The following is a 23052-nucleotide window of genomic DNA, read 5'->3' as shown; positions in this document are numbered from 1 at the left end:
CCGTTCGACCATGACGCTCGTCTCCGGTACCCACGACGCGCACGGCGCCGCGTACCGCGACCGCGGCGGTCGCGAGGTCGTCGACCACTACGGGAAGCCCGTCCGCGTCGGCAAGGCGGTCCGAAACGTCGCGGGCGTGATCGAGATGGGGTACGGCGTCCTCGCCGTCAGGGGGAGCGACCGCGTCGAGTTCGTGGACAACGCCGTCTCGAACCGCGTCCCCGCCGAGGACGGCGAGGGAACGTACGCCCTCCTGCTCGATCCTCAAGGCGGGATCGAGACGGACATGTACGTGTACAACGCCGACGAGCGGCTGCTCGTCTTCCTCCCCCCGGAACGGGTCGAGTCGGTCGCCGCCGACTGGGCGGAGAACGTGTTCATTCAGGACGTCGCGATCGACGACGTGTCCGACGAGTTCGGCGTGTTCGGGGTTCACGGCCCGAAGTCGACCGAGAAGGTCGCCTCCGTCCTCGGCGGACCGGGCGCGCCGGAGGGGCCCCTCTCGTTCGTCCGCGGGTCGATGGTCGACGCCGGCGTCACCGTGATCGCGACGGACGCGCCGCTCGGCGAGGAGGGGTACGAGATCGTCTGCGCCGCCGCCGACGCGGGCGACGTGTTCGACACCCTGATCAACCGCGGGCTCAACGCCGCGCCGTTCGGGTACCGAACGTGGGACGCGCTCGCGACCGAGGCCGGAACGCCCCTCTTCGAGTACGAACTGGCGGGCACGGTCCCGAACGTCCTCGGCCTCCGGAACGCGCTCGACTTCGAGAAGGGGTGTTACGTCGGGCAGGAGGTCGTCTCGCGCGTGGAGAATCAGGGGCGACCGAGCCGACGGCTCGTCGGCCTCGAACTCGACGGCGTCGCCGAGGCGGTCGACGGCGTCGACCCGAACGCGGACCCGCAGGGGATCGACGCCGCGCTCCCCGCGTCCGGTGCGGCCGTCTTCGACGGTGACGAGGCGATCGGCGAGGTGACGCGGGCGGCCGTCGGCCCCGCGACGGACGTGCCAGTCGCGCTGGCGCTCGTCGGGTTCGACGCCGCCCTCGGCGAGGTCGCTGTCCGCGTCGACGGCGAGGAGAGTCCGGCCACCGCCGTCGACCTCCCGTTCGTCGACGGGAGCGCGCGGTCCGCGCGGCTGCCGACGTACCCCGAGGGACGCGCCTGAGGGTGAAGCGGAGCGGCGCCGCCCGTCACGCGACGAAGTCGACCGCCGAGTAGAGGCCGAACCCGAGCACGAACGCGCCGACGAGCGACCCGATCCACGCGAGGACCGTGTACCCCATCTTCTTCCGGCTCACGCCGGCGTCGCCCGCGGCGTAGCCCGCGCCGACGATCGCCGAGACGATGATCTCGTTGAACGACACGGGGATCCCGAACGCGACGGCGGTCTGCGCGATCGCGAACGACGGGATGAGCGCCGATATCGACCGTCGCGGCCCCATCGAGGCGTAGTCCTGCGCGAGCGCCTTGATCATCCGCGGCGCGCCGGTCCACGACCCGGCCAACAGCCCGACGCCGCCGCCGACGAGTAGCGCCCACAGCGGGACGCCGACCTCGCTGAAGATCGGGACGAGCGGGCCGATCGCGAGGCCGACCTGCGACCCGCCGGCCGAGAACGCGACGAGCCCGCCCATCGCGAGCAGGAACCGCCGCTGTGCCCCCTCGCGGTCGCGGCCGAGGTCCGCGTACACGGCGACCGAAACGAGCGCGGCGATCGCGACGCTCACCGCGGCGGGACCCGCGCCGCTGCCGCCCAGCCCCGCCCCGAGGACGCTCGCCACCGACGCCTGCTGGCCGGCGGGACCGAGCAGCGCGAACCCGACGTTCGCGAGGATCGCGCCGACGACGCCGGCGAGCGCGGCCGTGAGCGGTCGCTCGGGCAGCGACTCGCCGATGAGCATGCGCGCGACGCCGTAGGCGACGCCGCCGCCGACGAACGGCGTGAGCACCCACAGCGTCGCGATCTCGGCGTACTTCGGCCACGCCGGGTCGCCGCCGAGCGCGAGGCCGACGCCGACGACTGCGCCGGTGACGGTGAACGCCGTCGCGATCGGGTAGCCGGCGAACACGCCGACTGCGACCAGCGCGGCGGCCGTGACGAGCGCGACGATGGCCGCCACGGCGGTGAGCGTCACCCCGCCGATCAGTTCGGTGCCGACCGCCTCGGTCACGTTCGCGCCCTGGAGGATCGCGCCGAGGAGCCCGAGGACGCCGACGACGAGCCCGGCCCGCATCACGGAGATTGCGTTCGCCCCGACCGCGGGCGCGAACGGGGTCGAGCCCGACGACCCCGCGCCGATCGACCACGCCATGAAGAGGCTGGCGGCGGCGGCGACGAGGAGGGTCGCGGCGGTGGCGACGACCATCAGCGTCGCCCGTCGTTGTACCCCTCGTTCAGCCCCGCCACCGTGCGCCGGACGAGGAGGAACCCGAAGAAGAACAGCCCGAGAAGACCCACCAACAGGAGTACGAACAGCGGTTGGACCGGGAGCATACGCCTGAATCCGTCGGCACGCGGTTATAAGTTTCGAGCCGAACGGTCGCGTGACCCGGACGATTCCGACGCGTTCGGGCGATCGGATCCCGGTAACTAAAACGCGTTTTTGTCCCTCAGCCACGTATATGTCGATACCCCGACTACGTGTAATCGCGACCCCCCGCTTCGGCCCTCACGCTCGAACCCGCCGGCCGACCGCCGGCTGGTCGGACTCGCACCCGCTCCCTACCCAGTCCGGTATCCCCCTCCCCGGCCGACCAGCGACCGACAGCCGGCGCCCACATCCGCGTCGATCCGGGTCCTCCACCGCTGACACGACCGTCGGCCGGCCCGGCCGTCGGCGGGGCGTCGCGATCGGTCTCTGCCGACGCGACGGCGAGCCCGATCCGCTTCTCGTGATTCGCTCCCTTACTCGCGGCTCTCGGCCCCGATCCGGAACGTCTCGAAATCCTCCCCGTCCGGCGTCACCAGTCGCCCGTCCAGACCGTCTCCGGCCCCGTCGTCCACCGGACGCAATTCCGCGTGCGCCGGCCGGTTCCCGCGCGGTTGGGCGTGGCTGCCCGGATTCAGTATCGGGAGCCCGCCTGAGTCGTCGAACCGCGGCCGGTGGCTGTGGCCGCAGATCACGGCGTCGGCGTCGCGGCCGCGACCGAGCATGACGAGCCCCGTGTCGCCGCTGCGGTGTCGGTGCGTGACCGCGAACCTGACCCCCGCGTATTCGACGGTCCGAACCTCCGGGACGCGGTCGCGGATCGCGGCGTCGTCGTTGTTGCCGTAGACCGCCCGGAGGGCGGCGGTGGTCGACTGAAAAGCGTCTAAGACCGGCTCGCGGTAGAAGTCGCCCGCGTGGATCACCAGATCCGCCTCGCGGACCGCCTCCGCGGTCCGCCCCTGAAGCCTCGACTCCTCGCGTGCGTGCGTGTCGGAGACGACGACGAGCATACCGGGAGTCCGCGCCGGCGTGAGTTAAAAAGCGCGCTCGCCACGGTGGTGCGTGCCTCCGAGTGGCAGCCGAAGGCGGCCGCGAGGAGCACGCGCGAGGGAGCCGGTCGCCCGGAGCAGCGCGGAGGGCGACCGACGAGGCTGGGGAGGCGTGAGGCGCGGTTGCCGTGCGGGGCGGGGCTTCGGGGGTGTCCGTCGTCGCCCCGGACTCAACGACATGTAACCGAGCGGCTGGGCTTTGGAAGTGTTCGCCGTCGCTGGGTCGTCGGTACCGGATAAACAAGCGCCCGGAGACTCGAAACCGGTCTATCGCTACTCGTCCAGCGAGAGCGCCGCGAGCAGCGACTCCAACTGGACCTGTTCGTTGGCGCCCTCGGCGATCCGGTAGTCGGCCTCGCCGATGCGCTCCATGAGCCGCACCGCCTCGCGTTCGTTCAGGTCGAACTCCCAGACTGAGCGGTGGAGCTGGTCGATCACGTCGCCGCCGGCCATCCCCGTCTCCGTGAGCAGCGTGTCGAGCGTCGAGCGCGCGCGAGCGAAGTCGCCCTCCAGCGCGTCGGTCACCATCGACTCGATCTCCTCCGGGCGGGCGGTCGCCGTGATCGCGTACACCGCCTCCTCGTCGACCACGTCGCCCGTCGTCGCCGCCGCCTGAAGCGAGTTGATCGCGCGGCGCATGTCGCCGTCGGCCGCGTACACCAAGGCGTCGACTCCGGCGTCGGTCACCTCGATCGACTCCGCGGACGCGATCTCGCGGACCATCCCGCCGACCGCCTCGTCCGACAGCGGCGAGAACCGGAAGACGGCGCAGCGCGACTGGATCGGGTCGATGATCTTCGACGAGTAGTTACACGAGAGGATGAACCGGGTGTTGTCGGAGAACTGCTCCATCGTGCGGCGGAGCGCCGCCTGTGCATCATCTGTAAGGCTGTCGGACTCGTCGAGGAACACGATCCGGAAGTCGCCGCCGAACGACGAGCGCGCGAACCCCTTGATCCGGTCGCGGACGACGTCGATGCCGCGTTGGTCGGAGGCGTTCAGTTCGAGGAAGTTGCCGCGCCAGTTGTCCTCGCCGTAGATCTCGCGGGCGATGGCGGTGGCCGCGGTCGTCTTCCCGACGCCCGCGGGCCCCGAGAAGAGCAGGTGCGGCACGTCGTCCTGCGCGATGTAGCTCTGGAGCCGCTCGACGATCTCCGATTGCCCGTGGATGTCGTCGAGCGTCTGCGGCCGGTACTTCTCGATCCAGATCTCCCGGCCCGTCGCGGTCGCAGCCGGCTGCTCGTCGGCCTCGCTCATTGCCCGATCCGAGGGTCGGCGGGGTGATAAACGAACCGAGACCGGGCTCTCACTCCGCCCGCAGCAGCCGCTGGAGCTCGTACGCGAACACCCAGACTCCCATCAGCACGCCGACGGGGACGACCACCGCCGCGATCTCTCGCGACACCGGCAGTTCCGCGACGTCGATGAGCAGGTGCGTCGTCGTCGCCGCGATCTGCGCGAACAGCTCGTACTCCTCGCGGATCGCGTCCGTCAGCATCGACCCGACGACGAGGGTCACCATCGCGGCGACGCCGTGGACCGTCCCCCGGATATGTGGCATAGTCGTCATATCCGCGAGGACCGTCATCAGTGTTTCTCTCGTCGCTACATCCGCCGTCGGACCGCCTCGCGGAACGCGCTCGCCGCGTCGCCGCCGTCCTCCGCCTCTCGCAGGCGCCCCGTCGCGTCGGCGTCTACATCCGGCGCGAGGACGGCCGCCGCGGCGCCAGTCGCGACGGTCTCGGCGCGCCAGTCGACGTATCGCTCCCCGAGCCACGCTGGGAGGTCGGCGCGTAACACGGCGTTCCGCCAGGCGAACTCCCGAGCGCCCTTCAGGCCGAGCAGGGCCAACCGGTCGTCGAGGGGATCGAGCAGCCGGTCGACCCCGGCGATCCCGACCGCAGCGTACGCCTCGACGAGGACGTCCTGTACGGTCTGGACGAGCCGGGCGAGGATCGCGTTTATGCGGTCGTGGTCCTCGCGCTTGACATCGCGGTCCGGGTCGATTTCGACCTCACCGAGCGTGTACGTGAGGTCGTAGGTGATGTGCGCGTTGATCGCGAGCAGGGCGTCCTGCGCGACGAGCGACTCGCCGCGGACCGCGGCGGTGAAGGCGATCAGCCACGGTCGCGGGAGCGACTCGAACGCGCGGCGCTCGAACGCCGCCAGCGCCCGGCGGTAGCGCTCCGCGAAGGCGACGAGGTACGACGCGGCCCACTCCGGGTCGACGAACGCGCCGTCGTCGATCGCGGTCCGGACGGTCGCCGTCATCCGGCTGTACACCGTGAGAAACACCGCGCGCCGGTCGCCGCGCTCGCGGAGGTACGACTCGGTCCGCGCCAGCCGCTCGTCGACATCGGCGACGGACGCGAACGGGCCCGAGACGATCTCGAGGAGGCCCGGATCCGGCTCCTCGTCGGCTAGGGCCGCGGCCGCGCCGTCCGCCTCGATGTCGACTGTCCGTCGGATTCCGGCGAGCAGCGCCTCCGCTTCGTCGACGGTCGGAACGCTGGTGCGGATCGGGATCATCGTGACGGGACGGCGAACGCCGTCAGAACGTTCGGTACTCCGCCGCGATACAAGAGCGTTGCCGCCGGCTCCGGGGTCCGCCTACGCGAACTCGTCGATGAGTTCGGGCACCACGTCGAAGAGGTCGCCGACGATCCCGTAGTCGGCGATGTCGAATATCGGCGCGTTCGGGTCGGTGTTGATCGCGACGATCGTGTCCGACCCCTTCATGCCGGCGACGTGCTGGACTGCGCCGGAGATGCCGACCGCGATGTACACGTCCGGCGTGACGACCTTCCCGCTCTGTCCGACCTGCCGGTTCTTCGGCAGCCAACCGTTGTCGACGATCGGTCGAGAGGCGGACAGCGTCGCGCCGAGCGCGTCCGCGAGGTCCTCGATGAGCTCGATGTTCTCCTCCTCCTCGATGCCGCGGCCGACCGAGACGAGCACGTCGGCGTCCGCGATGTCGACGTCGCCGCCGCCGACCTCCTCGAAGCCGGTGACGCGGGCTCCCGACTCGGGGAGGTCGATGTCGGCCGTCTCGACCGTCGCGTCTCCGACGCCCTCCGCGGGCGGCCACTCGCCGCCCCGGACCGTGAGGACGAACCGGTCGCCCTCGACGTCGACCGTCGTCTCGACCTTCGAGCCGTACATCTCGCGGGTGACGGTGAGCCCGTCGTCGTACTCGATCCCGACCGCGTCGGTCACCAGCGGGACGCCGAGGCTCTCGGCGAGGGCGGGCGCGTAGTCGAGCCCGTTGACGGAGTTCGGCAGCACCACCGCCCCGGCGTCGACGCGGTCGGCCAGCGTCGAGGCCGCCGCTCGGTAGGCGTTGTGGTCGAACTCCTCGCCGTCGGCGACGGCGTGGATCGCGTCGACCCCCTCGCGGTTCAGCTCCTCCGCGAAGGCGTCGACGTCGCCCGCGACGACCGCCACGTGGAGGTCGACTCCCCGCGCGTCGGCGAGCTCTCGGCCGGCGGTGATCGCCTCGTACGAGACGTCGCGGAGCTCTCCCCGGCGGTGTTCGGCGGCGACGAGCACGCTCATTACGCGCTCACCCCCTTGTCACGGAGGACCTCGGCAAGGCGACCCGCGGACTCCCCGGCGTCCCCCTCGATGATCTCCGCGTCCGACTCGCTCTCCGGCTCGTACATCGAGGTGAGCGTCAGCGCGCTCTCGACGTCCTCGGCCGTCAGCCCGAGGTCGGACAGCGCCTTCACCGCTATCTCCTTCCGCTGTGCCTGCCGGATCCCGCGGAGGCTCGCGTACCGCGGCTCGTTGAGCCCGGTCTGGACGGTCAACACCGCCGGGAGGTCGACGTCGGTCAGCTCCTCGACCCCGCCCTCCAGCTCGCGGTGGACGTGGGCCACCCCCGCGTCCGCGTCGACGTCGAGGTCGTTGACGACCGCGGCGTGCTCGAAGCCGATCCGCTCCGCGAGCGCGACGCCGGTCGCGCCGAACCCGGTGTCGGCCGCCTGGACCCCCCCGAGGATCAGGTCCGGCTCCTCCTCCGCGACGACCGCCTCGAACAGCTCGACCTTCGAGGCGACGTCGGCGAACCCGCCGTCCAGCGCGTCGTCCCAGACGCGGACCGCGCGGTCGGCGCCCTTCGCGAGCGCCATCCGGATTGTCTCCTCCGAGCGCTCCGGCCCGACGGTGACGGTCACGACCTCGTCCGCGATCCCGGCCTCGGCCAGCTGGACCGCCGCCTCGACGGCGTAGTCGTCCCACTCGTTGAGATCGTACTCGAGGTCGGACTCGGCGATGTCGGTCCCCTCGATCGCGAAGTCGTCGTCCGCCTCCGCGACCTCCTTGACGGTCACCAGAACTTTCATGATCGTTACTCGGTCGCTCGCCCTGTAATGGTTTTCGGAACGGGCGAGGACGGACCGGCGGTTTCCGCTTCCGCGGGTCAGCGCTCGGCGCTCGAACGGGCGCTGTCGCCGCCGTCGCTGTCTCCTCGGTGTCGCCGCTTCCGCCTACTCCTCGCCGTCGCCGCCCGTCTCGTCCTCGCCGTCGGGCAGCGAAATGAGGTTCTCGCGGCCGAGTCGGAGCTTCTCGACGCGCCCCTCGTCGGCCATCGCCGAGAGCAGCTGCGAGACCTTCGCGTCCGACCACCCGGTCTCGGCGACGATGTCTGCCTGCCGCATCCGGCCGCCGTTCTCGTCGAGGAGCCGCTCGACGCGTTCCTCGTCCGAGAGCAGCGAGAGGTCCGGCCCGTCGTCGCCGTCCTCCCCCTTTCCGACGGAATCGCCGGGGTCGTCCCCCGAACCGTCGTCTTCCGGACCGCCGTCGCCGGCACCGATCGGCTTCCGGTCGGCGCCGCCGGGGTCCGCGGTCTCGGAGGTCGCGGCTGACTCGTCCGAGATGTCCTCCTCGGCGGTGATCCGGCGGTACCCGACGACGCTGCCGGCGATGAGCGTGGCCCCGAGCAGTATCGCGGCCGCCAGCATTCCCCACGGAGCGCCCGCCCCGGCGGGCTCGTACACGATCCGTACCGGGTCGCCGCTCTCGAACGTCTGGGGGCCCTCGATTATCACGTCGCCGTCGGAGAGCTGCGTCACGGCGGTGCTCGGCGTTCCGGTGACGGCGTACCCCTCCGGCGTCGCCACCTCCAGGGTCTGGCTCGCCTCGAGGCTACGCAGCCACGTCTCGTTGCCCGGCGTCGTCAGCGCGTCCCCGAGGATCAGGCTCTCGCCGTCCTGTGCGAGGAACTCGGTCCAGGTGAACCGCAGGCGGAACTCACCGACGGCGACGGCGTCTTCGGTGGCGACGTCGAACTCGCTCGGGTCCTCGTACACCTCGACCTCCCGCTCGACGCCCTCGATAGACATCGACCGGTCGACGGTGCGGCTCGCCTCCCGACGGAATCCCTCGAACAGCGCGGCGTTCGGCCCGATCTCGCCGCCGCGGAAGCGCTCGCCGGCCGTGCGGAACACGTCGGTCTCGTTCTCGTCGGCCAGCGAGTACCGCACCGCGACGGTCCAGTCGGCGCTCCGGTCCGGGTTCAACGCGAGTCGGATACGGGTCGTCGACGGCGAGGTGATCGCGTCGTCGGTCTGTTGGCGAACCGCTGATTCCCCGCCGAGAGACCCCCGAACGTCGGTCGAGCCGTCGAGCGGCCCGGCGTGGTTCGGGGCGACCTCCGCGTCGAGGGGAGAGGGGGCCGTCGTCGCGCCGGTGACCGCGCCGCCGGCGCTCGCGAGCAACGCGAGCGCGACGATCGCGACCAAGAACGCGCGCAGGGCGGGGTTCCGCATACGTCTCCGGCCACTCGCGCGCCGGGCAAAACGCTTTCCATACGCTGTTTTTCGACGGGAAACGCGGTCGAACTCCCACTCACGTCCGCGGCCGGACGCGCCGTCGACCGCGACACCGACCCGCACGGCGCCGGTGACCGACCGCAGTGGGTGGATTTTTTGTATCGCGGGGCGAACCAGCAGACGATGAGAGCCCTCCCGATCGCCGCGGTCGCGGTCCTGCTGCTCGTGGCGCCGGTCGCCGGCGTCGCCGGCCCCGGCGTCGCCGCCTCCGACGGCGCTTCGCCCGCCTCAGAGCCGGCGCGGCCCGCCGCCTCCGTCCCGCCTTCCGGCCCGGCGCAGTCCGTTGATCCCGTCTCGCCCTCCACATCCCCGTCACGGTCCGTCGATCTCGCCTCCTCGGCGGATTCCCCGTCGACCCCCAGCCAACTCGCGCCGCAGATCGAAACGGCGAACCTCACGCTCCGGACGCTCTCGACGCCGTCGGGCGCGGCGACGCGCGTCAGCACGTCCACCCGGGGCCCCGACCTCGGATCGTCGCTCGGGTTCGCGACCGCCGACGCCGACGCCGCCTTCGAGACGGCGGCCGTCGTCGACCGGATCGAGCGCACCGAGACGAACGTCGAGCGCCAACAGCAGATCCTCGCGGAGATCAACCGCGTCGAGCGCGCCGAGGTGGCGCTGTACAGCCGCCAGTCGGAGGCCTTCAGCTCGCACGCCGACGGCGAGATCACCGACCGCGAACTGCTCGACGAACTCGTCCGTGTGGCGGCGACCGCTAAGGAGTACGACGAGCGGCTCGACGCGATCGACGCGCTCGCCGACGCGACGGAGGACTTCAGCTCTCCCGGTCGGCTCGACGAGCTTCAGGTGGCGCTACAGGTGTACGAGGGGCCGGTCCGCGACCGCGCCCTCGCCATCGCCCGCGGGCAGTCCGCCCCGAGCGACATCTACGTCGCGTCGAGCCAGGGCGCCGTCGTGCTCGCGACCGTCGTCGAGGACGAGTACGTCCGCGAGGTCTTCCGCACGGGCCGCTGGGACCGCGGCGGCAGCGACATCTCGAACGACGCGGCCATCGAGATGACCGAGGCGGCCTACCCTGAGACGGCCGCGCTCCGCCAGCCCGACGCGTTCGGCGCGGGCTCGGTCCAGCGTATCACGATCCCGCACGAGTTCGGCACCCTCCAGACGTTCGTCAGCGGCGGGACGGAACAGGTGTTCGTCGAACACCAGCGGGTCGGCCTGACAGCGTTCCCCGACAGCGAACCGGTCACCGCATCCGGCGACGGGTTCAACGTCACCGTCGAGCGGACCTACCCCGGCGGCCCGGTGACCGTCACCGTCCTCGACGACGAGACGGGCGAACCGGTCCCCGATGTCACCGTCACGAAGTCCGTCGGCGGGGGAGACAGTCGGGCGATCGGCACCACCGACGGGGCCGGCGTCGTTCGGACGCTCTCGCCCGCCGAGCCGTACCGGATCACGGTCGTCGACGAGCCGTACGTCGTCGTTCTCGACGACATCGAACCCCTGACGACCCCGAGGCCGGTCGGCGACGAGTGACCGGTCGGCCGGATCGTCTCCGCCGGTCCGGACCGCCCGTTCCGGCCCGCGTTTCCGCCCCCGCTCGCCGCCGCCCGGGCCGACCCTTTTGTACGGAACCGCCGCAGGACCGCCGTGCCACCAGCCGCTCGTCGCCGCCGGGGAATGGCGCCCGTCGCGGGCGTGCTGCTCATCGCGATCACGGTCGTGCTGGCCGGCGGTGTCGCGGCCGCCGCGCTCGACGGTCCCAGCGCGACGGTGCCGCCGTCGGCGGTGCTGTCGCTGTCGGCGACCGACGATCGGATCGCGATCGATCACCGCGGCGGCGACCCGATCGACGTCTCGGCCGTGACGATCCGCGTCAGCATCGACGGCGAACCGCTCGACGAACAGCCGCCGCTCCCGTTCTTTTCGGCCGCCGGGTTTCACCCCGGGCCGACCGGTCCGTTCAACGCCGCCGGCGACGACACGCTGCGCGTCGGGGAGACGGCGACGTTCCGCGTCGCGGACACCAACGATCCGACGCTCGAACCCGGCCGGACGGTCACCGTCGACATCACGGCCGACGGGCAGCCGGTCGCGTCGCTGGAGGCGTCCGTCGAAGCGGGCTGAAGCGAGCGCGACGCGGGAACCGCGCTCTCACTCGGCGTCGGGCGCCGAGGGTTCCGCGTTGGCGGCGGTCGAACCCGACCCGTCGTCCGTTCCGTCGCCGCCGGGAACGCGAGCGACGGTCGTGATCGCTCGCGGACTCTGCGGCGTCGCCTGCTGGATGTGGTGTTCGTACTCCTCGTAGCCGGCGGCCTCGAACATCCGGTCGGCCTCGTCGGCGTCGTAGAACAGCATGATCGCGTCGGCCACCCGCTGGAGGATCGGGTTGTTCGGGTAGTCCGGACCGACGACGAGCACCTGTCCGCCGGGCTTCGCGACGCGGCGGAGCTCGCGGAGCCCCTCGACGGGATTCGGCCAGTACTCGATCGAGCCGGACGACCAGACCACGTCGAACGCGTCGTCGCGGAACGGGAGCCGCTCGGCGTCGCCGCGATAGAAGTCGACGCGGTCGTGTTTCCCGAACTTCTCGAACGCCTTCTCCATCTGGTGGACGCTCTGGTCGAGGCCGTGGACGTCGTCGGCGTGCTCTAACAGTCCCTCGGTGCCGAACCCGGTGCCGCAGCCGACGTCGAGCACCGTCGGGTCGTCGCCGAACTCCAGCCACGAGAGCGCCTCGGCGCGCATCTCCTCGTTCCAGTTGAAGCGGTTGATCTGGTCGTACACCTTCGAGAGGTACTTGTAGAAGAGCCGGGCGTTCGACTTGTCCTCGAGGATCCCCATTTACCGGTTCATTGGGCCGCCCGCCCCATAACGACACGGATCCGCGGTCGGCCGACGCCGGTTTCGGCGCCCGCTTCCGACCGTCTTTTCCGCCCGCCACCCGTTCCCTCGGGCATGAACCCGACGACGAGCGGCCGGTTCCGCGTCCACGACCGGCGCCAGCGGCCGGACATCGACGACGACGCGGCTCGGAGCGGCGTCGACGACGCCGAGGAGTTCGTCCTCGTCGAACTCGCCGACGAGCCGGTCGATCCGACGGACCCCGACGCCGCGGACCGGTACGACCCGCTGTACGCCACGGCCGAGGGATACGACGGCGACCTCGCGGACGCCGTCGACGCGCTCCGTCCCGGCTTCGTCGTCGACGCGACGCTGGCGTGGACCGACGGCTCCGCGCGATTCCGCGAGGTCGAGGTCGTCCGCGAGACCCGGTTCCGCTTCGCCGACGACGTGGAGGGGATGTTCGAGGCGGCCGTCGAGACGTGGCGACAGATCCGCGCGGACGGCGAGCCCGTCGGCTCGATCACGACCCGGTCGAACGACGGCGATCCGAACGGCGCGCTCTACCTCTTCGCCGATGCGCCCGGCAGCGACACCTTCGAGGAGGTCCGAACCGGGCGGCTCCCGATCGAACCGCTCGTCGCGCGGGTGAACGACTCGCGGGACGACGACGACCCGCGGGAGGTGTTCGTGCTGCGCCCCGCGGAGTACGAGTTCGTCGCCGTCTACGTCGTCTTCGACCGCGACGGCGTCCTCGCGCAGACGGTCCGCGACACCTACGACCTCGGGGTCGGCTTGGCTGCGGGGCTCGACGCGAACTACCCCGACGGTGACGGCGGGAGCGACTCGCCGGTTCTCGACGAGGCGGGCGACTCGGACGACGACGACTTCGACGCCCTCGACCGCCTGTAGACGGAGCACCTGCGCCGTCGACGGCGCCGAACTACAGCCAGTCCGCGTCGGGGTCGACCCGGCCGGCCGGCGTCTCGCCGTTGAGGACGGCCGCCACGTCCGCCGCGCCGCTCCGGTTGAGGTCGTCCTTCGCCTCCTCGCTGTACCACGCCGCGTGCGGCGTGACGACCGTGTCGTCGCGCCCGACGAGTGGGTCGTCCTCTGGCGGTTCCTCGGCGAGCACGTCGAGGCCGGCGGCCTTGATCTCGTCCGCCTCCAGGGCGTCGAGCAGCGCGTCGGCGTCGACGACCGGACCGCGACTCACGTTGACGACGACCGAGTCCTCGTCGAGGCGCGCCAGCGCGTCAGCGTCGACGATTCCCCGGGTCGCGTCCGTCAGGGGGGCGTAGACACCGACGTGGTCGGCCCGGTCGAACAGCGCCTCGAAATCGACCTCCTCGACGCCGTACTCGGCCATCTCGTCGGCACCGACGAACGGGTCGTACGCGACGAGGTCCGCGTCGAACCCGGAGAGCTGCTCGGCGGCGCGCTGCGCGATCGGCCCGAACGAGAGCAGCCCGATGGTCGACGCGCTCACGCGCCGGATCGGCGCGCCGGCCTCCCAGCTCCACCCGCCGCCCGCGACGGCGTCGTCGTACGGCTTCAGCGACCGCAGGCACGCGAGGAGCAGCGTCACCGAGTGCGTCGCGACCTCGTCGGTACAGTAGTCCGGGACGCGGGTGACGGTGACGCCGCGCTCCGCGGCCGCCTCCACGTTGATGTTGTCGACGCCGACCGCCGACCGGACCACGACGTCGAGGTCCGTGGCGTCGAGCGCCGCCTCCGTGACGGGCGTGTTGATGTCGGTGACGACAGCGTCGGCCCCCGAGGCCGCGTCGATCAGCCGCTCGGTCGAGCCCAGCTCCGCGACTTCGATCTCGACCGGCTCGTCGACCGCGTCCGCGAGCACCTCGCGGTACGTCTCCGGGTCTATCATCGGGAACGCGGACAGCACCAGTTTGGCCATACGCCTCCTCTCCCGCCGATCCACTTTACGACTGTCACTGACGCTGTCAGGCCTTCATACGTCCGTTTCGATCGTGTAGGATATCCTCTCCCCGTGTCGTCGAGGCTCGGTCAACGGGCCGCCCGTCCGCTTCGAATCGGCCTCGTCGCCCCCCGCTTCCGGGGGCCTCGGTCGCGTTCCGATGACTCTTTGCGGCCGCCGACCGTACGGCTACCCGTGAGCGAGGACAGTTCGAAGCCCCCGATGCTGGTTCTCCTTGAGTCGCTGTCGTTCTACCGCAACGTCCGAGTGGGGGCGGCGGCTGGCGCGCTGCTCGCGGTCCTGCTGTACCTCGTCAGGACCCTCGAACTGCTCGGCCCCGTGATCGACACGCGCGAGTACCCGCTTTTCGGACCGGACGTCTGGTTCCTCCTGCTGGCGTTCGTGCTGGCGGCGACCTCGGCGCTGTCGGTCGCGGTCGTCCTCACGATCGCGACCGCCGTCAGCGGCGCACGTGGCGCGGAGCGTCCGGAGTCATAGGGACCGCATCGGGCCGCCGCGAGAAGGGGGGCGATCGGAACCGCACCGACGATCGGAAGATCCCGTCAGTCGGCCGTACAGGAGGCCTCGCTCTCGTCGGCGGTGAACTCCTGAGCCGGCTCCGTGAGCTTGTAGAGGTTCTGCCTGGCGTCCGCGAAGTAGACGTCCTCGTCGACGACGCCGATCCCCTCGAGCCGTTCGAGCGCGTACCGGACGGTGCGGGCCGACAGCATCGACTCTTGGACGATCCCCTTCTGGGTCAACGGTCCGTTGTACTCGAGCACCTTGAAGACGAGTTTGGCGCTCGGCGGGAGGTCGTCGAGGCCCTCCGTTTGAGTTCCTTCCATCGTTACGATTCGAAACCGCACACGCTCATAAATGTTGATGGAGCATTGCCGCTGAACCGCCGCATACCGGAGATATACGCCGCTTTTCGCGGTACAAACCGGCAATATGGCCCTATTTCTCCCCGCTGGACTGACCAGTCAGTCAGCGATTCGGCTCGCGCGCGCCTCGGCCGGGGCGACGCGCGCCGGACCGACCCGGCGGATGTCCCCGCGGTACTCCCGTCGCGGTCGCGGCCGGCGGCGGGAACGAACGGCTTTTCACGGGCGCTCGCGGATCCGAAGGCATGAGCGACGACTCGGGCCTCTCCGACCACGCGCGCGGCGTGGTCGTCACGACCATCTGCTGTCTCGCCGGGATCGCCGCCGGCGTCGTTTCGGCCGTCTACGTCGGCACCGATCCGGCCTCCGCCGCGAGCACGACCGCGGTGTTCGTGCTCGGGGCGTTCGTCATCGCGCAGTACCCGATATTTAAAGCGGTCGGCGTCGGGGACTTCGGCGTCAAAGACAACCTCTACGTCGCGTTTCTCACGTTCACCCTCTGGTTCATCAGCTACACCGTCTTCCTGACGTCCGGCGTCGAACTGGGGGTCTGAGATGGCGGACGACAGTATCGCGGTCGTGGACCTCGACCGGTGTCAGCCCGACCGCTGTAACTACGAGTGTATGAAGGACTGCCCGCCTAACCGGACGGGCAAGGAGTGTATCACGGAGCGCGGCGAGGACGCCGAAGAAGGCGATCCGGACCAGATCCACATCTCCGAGGAGATCTGTCTCGGCGAGACGTGCGGCATCTGCGTCAACTCCTGCCCGTTCGACGCCATCGAGATCATCAACCTCCCCTCCGAACTCGACGACGACCCGGTCCACCGCTACGGCGACAACGCCTTCTCGCTGTACGGCCTCCCCACGCCGGAGCCGGGCAGCGTCACCGGTATCCTCGGTCCGAACGGGATCGGGAAGTCCACGGCCGTCCACGCGCTCGCCGGCGAGATGGTCCCGAACCTCGGCGACCACGCCGCCGACGGCGACTGGGAGCGCGTCCTCGACCGCTTCCGCGGCACCGGGATCCAGAGCTACCTCGAATCGCTCCGCGACGGCGACGTGACGGTCGCGCGCAAGCCGCAGTACGTCGACCAGATCCCGAACCAGTTCGACGGGAACACCCGCGAACTCCTGGAGCGGACCGACGAGCGCGGCGCGCTCGACGATCTCGTCGACCGCCTCAACATCCGCCCGGTGATGGACCAGGATATCGACTCCATCTCGGGCGGCGAGCTCCAGCGCGTCGCCATCGCGGCGTGCCTCGCACGTGACGCCGACTTCTACTTCCTCGACGAGATCACGCCGTACCTCGACATCGGCCAGCGGATGATCGTCGCCCGGCTCATCCGCGAGCTCGCCGACGACGACGCGGCCGACCGGTCGATGCTCGTCGTCGAACACGACCTCGCCATCCTCGACCTCCTCGCCGACACCCTCCACGTCGCGTACGGGGAGCCCGGCGCGTACGGGGTCATCACCGACCCGAAGTCGGTGCGGAAGGGGATCAACGAGTACCTGAAGGGGTACCTCGACAACGAGAACATGCGGATCCGCCCGTCGGCGATCACCTTCGAGGAGCACGCGCCGCGGGTCGCCTCCCGGAGCGAGACGCTGATCGAGTACCCGGACCTGCGGAAGTCGTACGGCGACGGCGAGTTCGAGCTCCGCGTCGAGGGCGGCGAGATCAACCGCTCCGAGGTGTTGGGCGTCGTCGGCCCGAACGGGATCGGGAAGTCCACGCTCGCGCAGCTGTTCACGGGTGACTTGGAGCCCGACGAGGGCGAGCTCGACTTCGCGCTCGACATCTCCTATAAGCCGCAGTACATCGACATCGACCAGCACATGCGGGTCGACGCGTTCCTCTCGTCGATCACCGACGAGTTCGGCTCCTCCTACTGGAACACCGAGATCGCCCAGCCCCTCCAGTTGGAGCGCGTGATGGAGCAGAACCTCTCGGATCTCTCTGGCGGGGAACGTCAGCGCGTCGCCATCGCGGCCTGTCTCTCCGACGACGCCGATCTCTACCTGCTCGACGAGCCCTCGGCCCACCTCGACGTGGAGCAGCGCGTCCGGGCGACGACGGCGATCCGCCGGTACGCCGAGAACCACGACGCGACGGTGATGGTGATCGACCACGACATCTACATGATCGACCTGCTGGCCGACCGGCTGATGGTGTTCGACGGCGAGCCGGCCGAGCGCGGCCGCGCGGCGCCGCCGCAGGACATGCGCGACGGCATGAACGAGTTCCTCGCCGACCTCGAGATCACCTTCCGCCGCGACGAGCGCACCGGACGCCCCCGGATCAATAAGCCGGGCTCACAGCTCGACAGCCAGCAGAAGCGCGACGGCGAGTACTACTACTCCGGCTGATCGGAATCGACGTTCGCGGTCGCGCCCCGACGCCCGTCGATTCGCGGTATCGAAGCGATTAAGCCCGGAACACGCAAACGCCGGCACATGAAACACCTCATCATCCGCGGCGACCCCGACATCCGGAAGGACGCGGTGATCGAGCACGACGGCGAGGAGCTGGTCTGTTTCGGCATCAACGTCCAGGGGGGCTGGCACGGCCCGGACGAGCCCCAGCTATGGTGTACCGTCGGCACCGAGGACGAGCGCGACGCCTACGACAAACGCGAGTACGTCCCCCACTGGCTCGACGTCGAGACGGTCGACGCCGGGGACCTCGACGTGATCAAGGCGAAGGGCGACCTCTCCGTCTAACGCGCCGACCGCTTCTCGCCGGCGCTTCTACCCGTCTACCGGCGGGTCCGCCAGCCACGCCTCGATGGCGCCCGCCATCGCCCCGCGGCGGTGGATCGTCCCCGCCTCGGGGTCGACGACCGTGCTCTCGGTGCCGGGCGTCTCGCCGCCGTCGATCACGGCGGCGACCCCGTCGCGGACCCGGTCGTCGAGGTCGCCGAGGTCGGTGACGCTGCCGGTCCCGGAGACGTTGGCGCTCGTCGCCGTGAGGGGACCGGTCTCGGCCATGAGCGCCCGCGCGAGGTCGTGGTCCGGCACGCGGATCCCGACGCGGTCGCGGCCGGCGGTGAGCGCGTCCGGCACGCCGTCGCCGCGCTCGACGACGACGGTCACCGGCCCCGGGAGGAACGCCCGGGCGAACGCCACCGCCCGCTCCGTCGGGCGGGTGTGGCGGAGGGCGTCGTCGACGCTCGCGACGCCGAGCGAGAGCGGATTCGACCGGTCGCGGCCCTTCAGGTCGAAGACGCGCTCGACGGCGTCGGGATCGAGCGCGTCCGCGCCGAGCCCGTACACCGTCTCGGTCGGGTAGACGACGAGGTCGCCGCGGTCGACGGCGGCGGCCGCCGCGCGCAGCTCGTCGGATCGGTCCGGTCCGTCGTCGCTCGTATCGGCGGTCACGTGCGGCTATTCGGTGCCGAGTTGAAAAAGCGTGACGAGTGGACGTTGCCGCCCCCACCGACGCCCGCCGGGAGACGACGCGGCCGCGGAGCGCGAGGGTATCAGTCGACGAGGTTCGCGACCGCGTCGTCGATCGCCTCGGCGTCGGGGAACGCGGGGTGTTCGCCCGCGACCCACGCGTACTCGACGGTTCGGTCGGCGTCGAGGAGGAAGACGGCGGGACGACTCTCCGTGACCCCCGTCATGCCGTCGATGTCGTGCGCGAGGCCGTACTCCTCGATCACGCCCGCGCCCGGGTCAGAGAAGATGCGGACGCCGTCGCCGCGGTCGGCGAGCAGGCGCTTGTGGGCGTACGGCGTCGAGATCGAGACGCCGAGGACGTCGACCTCGTCGCTCCACCCGTGGTCGTCGACCGTGTTGTAGAGGTACGTCCCCTGAAACGCGCCGTCCATCGGGTGGAAGAGGAGGAGCGTCGGCCCGTCGACGACGTCGGCGAGCGAGCGGTCCTCCCAGTACTCGCCGTTCACGAGCGGGCGGGTGAAGTCGGGCGCCGCGTCGCCCTCCTCGACGTGGTCGGTCTCCGGGAGAGAGACGACGTCGAAGTCGGGCATCTCAGGCACCTCCCTCGGCGTCGACCGCGCGGCCGCCGTCGGCCGCCGCGTCGCCGTACGTGCCGCGGAGGTACTCGACGATGTTCGCGCTCTCGGACATCGTCACGCCCGTCTCGCGGTCGACGATCGCCGGGACGCTCCGCGCGCCGGAGACGCGCTTGACGACGTTGCGCTCCGAGTGCATCGGCTCGACGTATCGGGAGCGGTACGCCACGTCGAGTTCGTTCAGCGTCCGGACCACGCGCTCGCAGTACGGACACGCTTGGAGCCGGTACAGGGTGATCTGTGGCTCGGTCATGCCTCGCGATTCGCCCGCGAGACGGGTAATCGTGTCGGCAGCGGCACCCTCGGTGTCGGCGGATCCGAGTCGGCGACGATTCGGGGCACCGCGCGCACCGGTGGGCGCGCTCGGGTGTGCGGCACGGCGACCGTTTCCGCGGCGGTCGGGTCGCTTCCGGGTTAGTCGAAGGGAACGCTTTAATCGCGGGCCGACGGATGACAAACGAACATGGGCTTGTCGTCTAGTGCGCCGGTGGTCGATGTCCTCCAGATACCGATGCCGGGTCAAGAGGTCGTGACCGCCCTCGGTGTCGTTGCGATTATGCTTCTCATCGGGCTCTCGGCGTTCTTTTCCTCGTCCGAGATCGCGATGTTCTCGCTGCAGCAACACCGCATCGATAGCCTCGTCGACGAGGGGGTGACGGGGGCGAAGACGATCCGCGACATGAAACAGAACCCCCACCGCCTGCTGGTGACGATCCTCGTCGGGAACAACATCGTCAACGTGGCGATGACCTCCATCGCCACCGCGCTGTTCGGGATCTACCTCTCGCGGGGGCAGTCGGTGCTGGCGACGACCTTCGGGATCACGACGCTCGTGCTGATCTTCGGCGAGAGCGCGCCCAAGTCGTACGCCGTCGAGAACACCGAGTCGTGGGCGCTGCGGATCGCCCGCCCGCTGAAGGCCTCCGAGTACGCCCTCTACCCGCTCGTCGTCCTCTTCGACTACATCGTCAAGGGCGTCAACAGCGTCATCGGCGGCTCGGCGGCCATCGAGTCGACGTACGTCACCCGCGACGAGATCCAGGACATCATCGAGACGGGCGAGCGCGAGGGCGTCATCGAGGAGGAGGAGCGGGAGATGCTCGACCGCATCTTCCGGTTCAACAACACCATCGCCAAGGAGGTGATGACGCCGCGGCTCGACGTCACCGCGGTCGCGAAGGAGGACTCCGTCGAGGAGGCGATCGAGACGTGTATCCAGGCCGACCACGAGCGCGTCCCCGTCTACGAGGGGAACCTCGACAACATCATCGGCGTGGTGACGGTGCGCGATCTGGTCCGCGAACTGCGCTACTCCGAGGGCCAGCCCTCCCTCGAGCGCGTCGTCAAGCCCACGCTCCACGTCCCGGAGTCGAAGAACGCGGACGAGCTGCTCGCGGAGATGCAGGAGAACCGCCTTCAGATGGTGACGGTCATCGACGAGTTCGGCACCACGGAGGGGATCATCACCTTAGAGGACATGGTCGAGGAGATCGTCGGCGAGATCCTCGAGGGCGACGAGGAGGCGCCGGTGGAGTTCGTCGACGACAACGTCGCGGTCGTTCAGGGCGAGGTGAACATCGACGAGGTCAACGAGATCCTCGGGATCGATCTCCCGGAGGGCGAGGAGTTCGAGACGCTCGCGGGCTTCGTGTTCAACCGCGCCGGGCGCCTCGTCGAGGAGGGCGAAGAGATCGAGTTCGACGAGATCCGGATCCGTATCGAGCGCGTCGACAACACCCGCATCATGTCCGCGCGCGTGACGGTCCTCGACGGCGACGCGGGGGCGGCGGACTCGAGCGCCCCGGTCGAGGCCACCGACTTGACCGACGAGACCGAGGCGGCGGAGACGGACGGCGAGGGCGGGCCCGCTCGGAACGACGCGGAATAGTCGCGGCCTACGACATCTTCGGAGTTCGATGCGATTGTCTGTGGGTAGCTGACCGCGATTGTCAGTACGAACGTCAGAATATCCAGCCGTTCACTTATAAACAGCCATCACCGAAGCGGCGAAGACCGCCGCCAAACCTCCTGCCGCACCACAGCCCCACGCCTCCCCGGCTTTCAAACGGCGTAGGCGCGGGCGGCCGCGACGAGCGCCTTCCGGTAGTCGCTCTCCGAGGGGTCGTGACCGAGGTCCAGGAACCGTGCTTTGAACGCGTCCACGTCGACGGCGTCGGTGTCGCTGCCGGCCGCGCGCGCGAGGTCGTAGATGCGGTGGTCGGGACCAGCGATGTCGTGTCGCTCCACGAGGGCGAGCGCGAATGCGGCGTTGACGGCGGTGATCTCCGGGTCGGCGCCCGCCGTCACCGGCGGTGAACCGGTACGAGACACGTCGGGGCGGTCCGCGACCGCGGCCGCCAGCGTCGATTCGAGGAAGCCGAGGAGCTTGTTCGCGGGCGCCACCGAGAGCGTGATGTCGTCGGCGTAGATGTCTTTCATGTGGTTCGCGATCTGGTAGCAGTGCGCGAGCTTGCGGCGCTCGACCTTCTCACCGGAGAGACCGAGGTACAACGCCTCCTCCGTGGACTGAAGGTGCGAGGGGTGTCCCTCCTCGTACCGGGCCATGTGCGCGAGCTCGTGGATCGCCAGTTCGCGCGCCATCGCGCTCGTGGCGGCCCGCCGGGAGACGTTCAGGACGTGGTGGTCGTCGTAGTGGCCGGCCCACGTCCGCTCGTCGGGGTCCTCGCGGACCACGACGCGGACCGGCGCCTCCACGGAGCGCTCGGTTTCGAAGAGGTCCGCGGCGCCGAGAAACGGGTCGGGAGGAACGTCCCCCTGAACGCGAAGATCCATGCGTACAGTTCACACGGGTGGCGGCGGTAAGTCTCTTGCGCTCGCGGACCCGGTTCGCGGCGCGCCGGCGCCCGGTTCCGACGACGACTCTCGCCCTCCCTAGGCGACTCGTTCCTCTCGGCGACCGGCGTACGCTTTTGAGCCCTCCCGGCGAACGTCGAACCATGCGCATCTACGCGGCGTACGACGACGGGCTCCGGATCGTCGACCCCGCGACCGGCGCGGTCGAGACTCGCCTCTCCGGCCAGCGCGTCGACTGTCTCTCCGTCGCGGACCCCGGCGACGGCGCGGCGGGAGCCGGAACCCGCGGTCCGCGCGTCCTCGCCGGGACCTTCGATGCGGGGCTGTTCCGCTCCGTCGACGGCGGCGAGCGGTTCGCGGGCGCGGCCGCATCGACGCTCGGTCCCGAGGGGTCCGGCCCGGACGCGGTCACCGCGGTCGCGACGAGCCCGCACGACCCCTCGGTCGTCTGGATCGGCACGGAGCCCTCGCGCGCGTACCGCTCCGTCGACGGCGGCGAGACGGCGGCACTGGTCGGCGGGCTGACCGACCTCCCCTCGGCGTCCGAGTGGTCGTTCCCGCCGCGACCCGACACGCACCACGTCCGGTGGATCGAACCCTGTCCCGCCGATCCGGACCGCTGGCTCCTCGGGATCGAGGCGGGTGCGCTCGCCGTGACGGCCGACGGCGGCGCGACGTGGACCGACCGCCCGCCGGGGTCGCGCCGCGACACCCACGCGATGGCGACGCACCCGGACGCCCCCGACCGCGTCTACGCCGCCGCCGGCGACGGCTTCGCCGAGAGCGACGACCGCGGCGACTCGTGGCGCGTCCGCGACGCCGGCCTCGACCACGGCTACGTCTGGGGGCTCGCGGTCGACCCCGGGGACCCGGACACCGCCGTGGTCAGCGCGGCCCGGGGCGCGACGGCCGCCCACCGCCGCGGCGAGGCGCACCTGTACCGCTACCGTCGCGGCGGGGAAGAGGAGGACGAGGGGACGGGGGCGACGGGCGACGCGGGCGCGTTCGAGCGCCTCGACGACCGCGGCGTTCCGACCGGGGAGGGGACGTATCGAGCGGTCCTCGCGGCCGGGCGGTCCGGCGGCGAGATCTGGGCGCTCTCGAACCGCGGGCTCTTCGTGACCCGCGACGCCGGCGACTCCTTCGAGCAGGTCCCGGTCGATCTCCCCGACCGCCCGGCGCGGGCGCTGGCGGTCGCTTGAGCAGCGAGCGAGGCGAAAAGCGACGAAATGCGGTCGAACGCCGTCGAAAG

General features: G+C 70.5%; 26 protein-coding genes. 10 read left to right on the top strand and 16 right to left on the bottom strand.

From position 1 onward, the window contains the following. Positions 1-10 precede the first annotated feature (10 nt). Positions 11-1168 (top strand): aminomethyltransferase family protein, encoded by a 1158-nt coding sequence (locus EXE52_RS07520; protein WP_049931448.1) that lies wholly within the window; start codon positions 11-13, stop codon positions 1166-1168. 25 nt (positions 1169-1193) lie between these two features. Here the strand turns inward: EXE52_RS07520 and EXE52_RS07515 are convergent, their stop codons facing one another. The 9 genes from EXE52_RS07515 to EXE52_RS07480 form a co-directional block, all read right to left on the bottom strand. Continuing rightward, on the bottom strand, positions 1194-2369 hold the full coding sequence (locus tag EXE52_RS07515) for an inorganic phosphate transporter (protein ID WP_049931449.1): 1176 nt from the start codon (positions 2367-2369) through the stop codon (positions 1194-1196). Then, complete coding sequence (locus EXE52_RS19005) at positions 2369-2497, bottom strand: hypothetical protein (protein ID WP_254921732.1); 129 nt, start codon at positions 2495-2497, stop codon at positions 2369-2371. Before EXE52_RS19005 ends, EXE52_RS07515 begins: the two co-directional genes overlap by 1 nt. A 411-nt stretch (positions 2498-2908) precedes the next feature. Further along, positions 2909-3442 carry a metallophosphoesterase gene (locus tag EXE52_RS07510; RefSeq protein WP_089308020.1) on the bottom strand — a complete coding sequence of 178 codons (534 nt, stop codon included), beginning with the start codon at positions 3440-3442 and terminating at the stop codon, positions 2909-2911. Between the two features lie 312 nt (positions 3443-3754). Continuing rightward, positions 3755-4738 (bottom strand): replication factor C small subunit, encoded by a 984-nt coding sequence (locus EXE52_RS07505; protein WP_086219969.1) that lies wholly within the window; start codon positions 4736-4738, stop codon positions 3755-3757. A gap of 49 nt (positions 4739-4787) precedes the next feature. Further along, entirely contained in the window at positions 4788-5042 is a 255-nt protein-coding gene (locus EXE52_RS07500) for a hypothetical protein (protein ID WP_176450635.1), read from the bottom strand. Between the two features lie 44 nt (positions 5043-5086). Next, positions 5087-6010: a DUF5995 family protein gene (locus EXE52_RS07495; RefSeq protein WP_089308019.1), complete on the bottom strand. Its 924-nt coding sequence runs from the start codon at positions 6008-6010 to the stop codon at positions 5087-5089. 81 nt (positions 6011-6091) lie between these two features. Further along, on the bottom strand, positions 6092-7036 hold the full coding sequence (locus EXE52_RS07490) for an electron transfer flavoprotein subunit alpha/FixB family protein (protein ID WP_086215921.1): 945 nt from the start codon (positions 7034-7036) through the stop codon (positions 6092-6094). Continuing rightward, entirely contained in the window at positions 7036-7824 is a 789-nt protein-coding gene (locus EXE52_RS07485; RefSeq protein WP_049931454.1) for an electron transfer flavoprotein subunit beta/FixA family protein, read from the bottom strand. The genes EXE52_RS07490 and EXE52_RS07485 overlap by 1 nt, the downstream gene beginning before the upstream one ends. Positions 7825-7968: 144 nt before the next feature. Next, complete coding sequence (locus tag EXE52_RS07480; protein ID WP_089308018.1) at positions 7969-9249, bottom strand: hypothetical protein; 1281 nt, start codon at positions 9247-9249, stop codon at positions 7969-7971. Between the two features lie 186 nt (positions 9250-9435). Between EXE52_RS07480 and EXE52_RS07475 the strand changes: the two genes are divergently transcribed. Both EXE52_RS07475 and EXE52_RS07470 read left to right on the top strand, forming a co-directional pair. Then, on the top strand, positions 9436-10812 hold the full coding sequence (locus tag EXE52_RS07475; protein ID WP_049931456.1) for a hypothetical protein: 1377 nt from the start codon (positions 9436-9438) through the stop codon (positions 10810-10812). A gap of 144 nt (positions 10813-10956) precedes the next feature. Then, the gene (locus tag EXE52_RS07470) at positions 10957-11403 is read left to right on the top strand and encodes a type IV pilin (protein WP_086215919.1); all 447 of its coding nucleotides are present in this window, start codon (positions 10957-10959) and stop codon (positions 11401-11403) included. 27 nt (positions 11404-11430) lie between these two features. On the opposite strand, the gene EXE52_RS07465 is transcribed toward EXE52_RS07470, so the two are convergent. Then, positions 11431-12120, bottom strand: coding sequence for a methyltransferase domain-containing protein (locus EXE52_RS07465; RefSeq protein ID WP_049931458.1), 690 nt, complete (start codon positions 12118-12120; stop codon positions 11431-11433). Positions 12121-12234: 114 nt separating this feature from the next. On the opposite strand from EXE52_RS07465, the gene EXE52_RS07460 reads away from it, so the two are divergent. Continuing rightward, complete coding sequence (locus EXE52_RS07460; protein WP_089308017.1) at positions 12235-13032, top strand: DUF6663 family protein; 798 nt, start codon at positions 12235-12237, stop codon at positions 13030-13032. Between the two features lie 31 nt (positions 13033-13063). Here EXE52_RS07460 and EXE52_RS07455 read toward each other — a convergent pair whose 3' ends face one another. Next, entirely contained in the window at positions 13064-14038 is a 975-nt protein-coding gene (locus EXE52_RS07455; protein ID WP_089308016.1) for a C-terminal binding protein, read from the bottom strand. A 243-nt stretch (positions 14039-14281) separates the two neighbouring features. Here EXE52_RS07455 and EXE52_RS07450 point away from each other — a divergent pair, with 243 nt between their 5' ends. After that, positions 14282-14557, top strand: a complete 276-nt coding sequence (locus EXE52_RS07450; RefSeq protein WP_049931522.1) for a hypothetical protein — start codon at positions 14282-14284, stop codon at positions 14555-14557. A 65-nt stretch (positions 14558-14622) separates the two neighbouring features. On the opposite strand, the gene EXE52_RS07445 is transcribed toward EXE52_RS07450, so the two are convergent. Then, entirely contained in the window at positions 14623-14904 is a 282-nt protein-coding gene (locus tag EXE52_RS07445) for a helix-turn-helix domain-containing protein (RefSeq protein ID WP_004598013.1), read from the bottom strand. 284 nt (positions 14905-15188) lie between these two features. On the opposite strand from EXE52_RS07445, the gene EXE52_RS07440 reads away from it, so the two are divergent. The 3 genes from EXE52_RS07440 to EXE52_RS07430 all read left to right on the top strand — a co-directional run bounded on the left by EXE52_RS07440 (position 15189) and on the right by EXE52_RS07430 (position 17673). Continuing rightward, the gene (locus EXE52_RS07440) at positions 15189-15497 is read left to right on the top strand and encodes a hypothetical protein (protein ID WP_089308015.1); all 309 of its coding nucleotides are present in this window, start codon (positions 15189-15191) and stop codon (positions 15495-15497) included. A 1-nt stretch (position 15498) separates the two neighbouring features. Continuing rightward, the gene (locus EXE52_RS07435) at positions 15499-17319 is read left to right on the top strand and encodes a ribosome biogenesis/translation initiation ATPase RLI (protein WP_049931463.1); all 1821 of its coding nucleotides are present in this window, start codon (positions 15499-15501) and stop codon (positions 17317-17319) included. 87 nt (positions 17320-17406) lie between these two features. Beyond that, positions 17407-17673, top strand: coding sequence for an HAH_0734 family protein (locus tag EXE52_RS07430; RefSeq protein ID WP_049931464.1), 267 nt, complete (start codon positions 17407-17409; stop codon positions 17671-17673). A 27-nt stretch (positions 17674-17700) separates the two neighbouring features. Here EXE52_RS07430 and EXE52_RS07425 read toward each other — a convergent pair whose 3' ends face one another. From EXE52_RS07425 to EXE52_RS07415, 3 genes are all read right to left on the bottom strand, one after another. Continuing rightward, complete coding sequence (locus EXE52_RS07425; RefSeq protein WP_049931465.1) at positions 17701-18330, bottom strand: L-threonylcarbamoyladenylate synthase; 630 nt, start codon at positions 18328-18330, stop codon at positions 17701-17703. A gap of 101 nt (positions 18331-18431) precedes the next feature. Next, a complete protein-coding gene (locus EXE52_RS07420) occupies positions 18432-18941 on the bottom strand; it encodes a redoxin domain-containing protein (RefSeq protein WP_086215912.1) in 510 nt (169 codons plus the stop codon). Between the two features lies 1 nt (position 18942). Then, positions 18943-19239 (bottom strand): glutathione S-transferase N-terminal domain-containing protein, encoded by a 297-nt coding sequence (locus EXE52_RS07415; RefSeq protein ID WP_089308014.1) that lies wholly within the window; start codon positions 19237-19239, stop codon positions 18943-18945. A gap of 210 nt (positions 19240-19449) precedes the next feature. On the opposite strand from EXE52_RS07415, the gene EXE52_RS07410 reads away from it, so the two are divergent. Further along, positions 19450-20874 (top strand): hemolysin family protein, encoded by a 1425-nt coding sequence (locus EXE52_RS07410; RefSeq protein ID WP_049931468.1) that lies wholly within the window; start codon positions 19450-19452, stop codon positions 20872-20874. A gap of 173 nt (positions 20875-21047) precedes the next feature. Here the strand turns inward: EXE52_RS07410 and EXE52_RS07405 are convergent, their stop codons facing one another. Next, on the bottom strand, positions 21048-21779 hold the full coding sequence (locus tag EXE52_RS07405; RefSeq protein ID WP_086215909.1) for a DUF5781 family protein: 732 nt from the start codon (positions 21777-21779) through the stop codon (positions 21048-21050). Positions 21780-21943: 164 nt separating this feature from the next. Here EXE52_RS07405 and EXE52_RS07400 point away from each other — a divergent pair, with 164 nt between their 5' ends. Beyond that, positions 21944-23002, top strand: coding sequence for a hypothetical protein (locus EXE52_RS07400; RefSeq protein WP_089308013.1), 1059 nt, complete (start codon positions 21944-21946; stop codon positions 23000-23002). The last annotated feature ends 50 nt before the right edge of the window (positions 23003-23052 follow it).

Origin of the sequence: Halorubrum sp. CGM4_25_10-8A (genome assembly GCF_005435025.1) — an archaeon.
Taxonomy (GTDB): Archaea; Halobacteriota; Halobacteria; order Halobacteriales; family Haloferacaceae; genus Halorubrum; species Halorubrum ezzemoulense.
The sequence above is the reverse complement of the archived record's forward strand: the minus strand, read 5'-3'. Positions and strand labels throughout refer to the sequence as shown.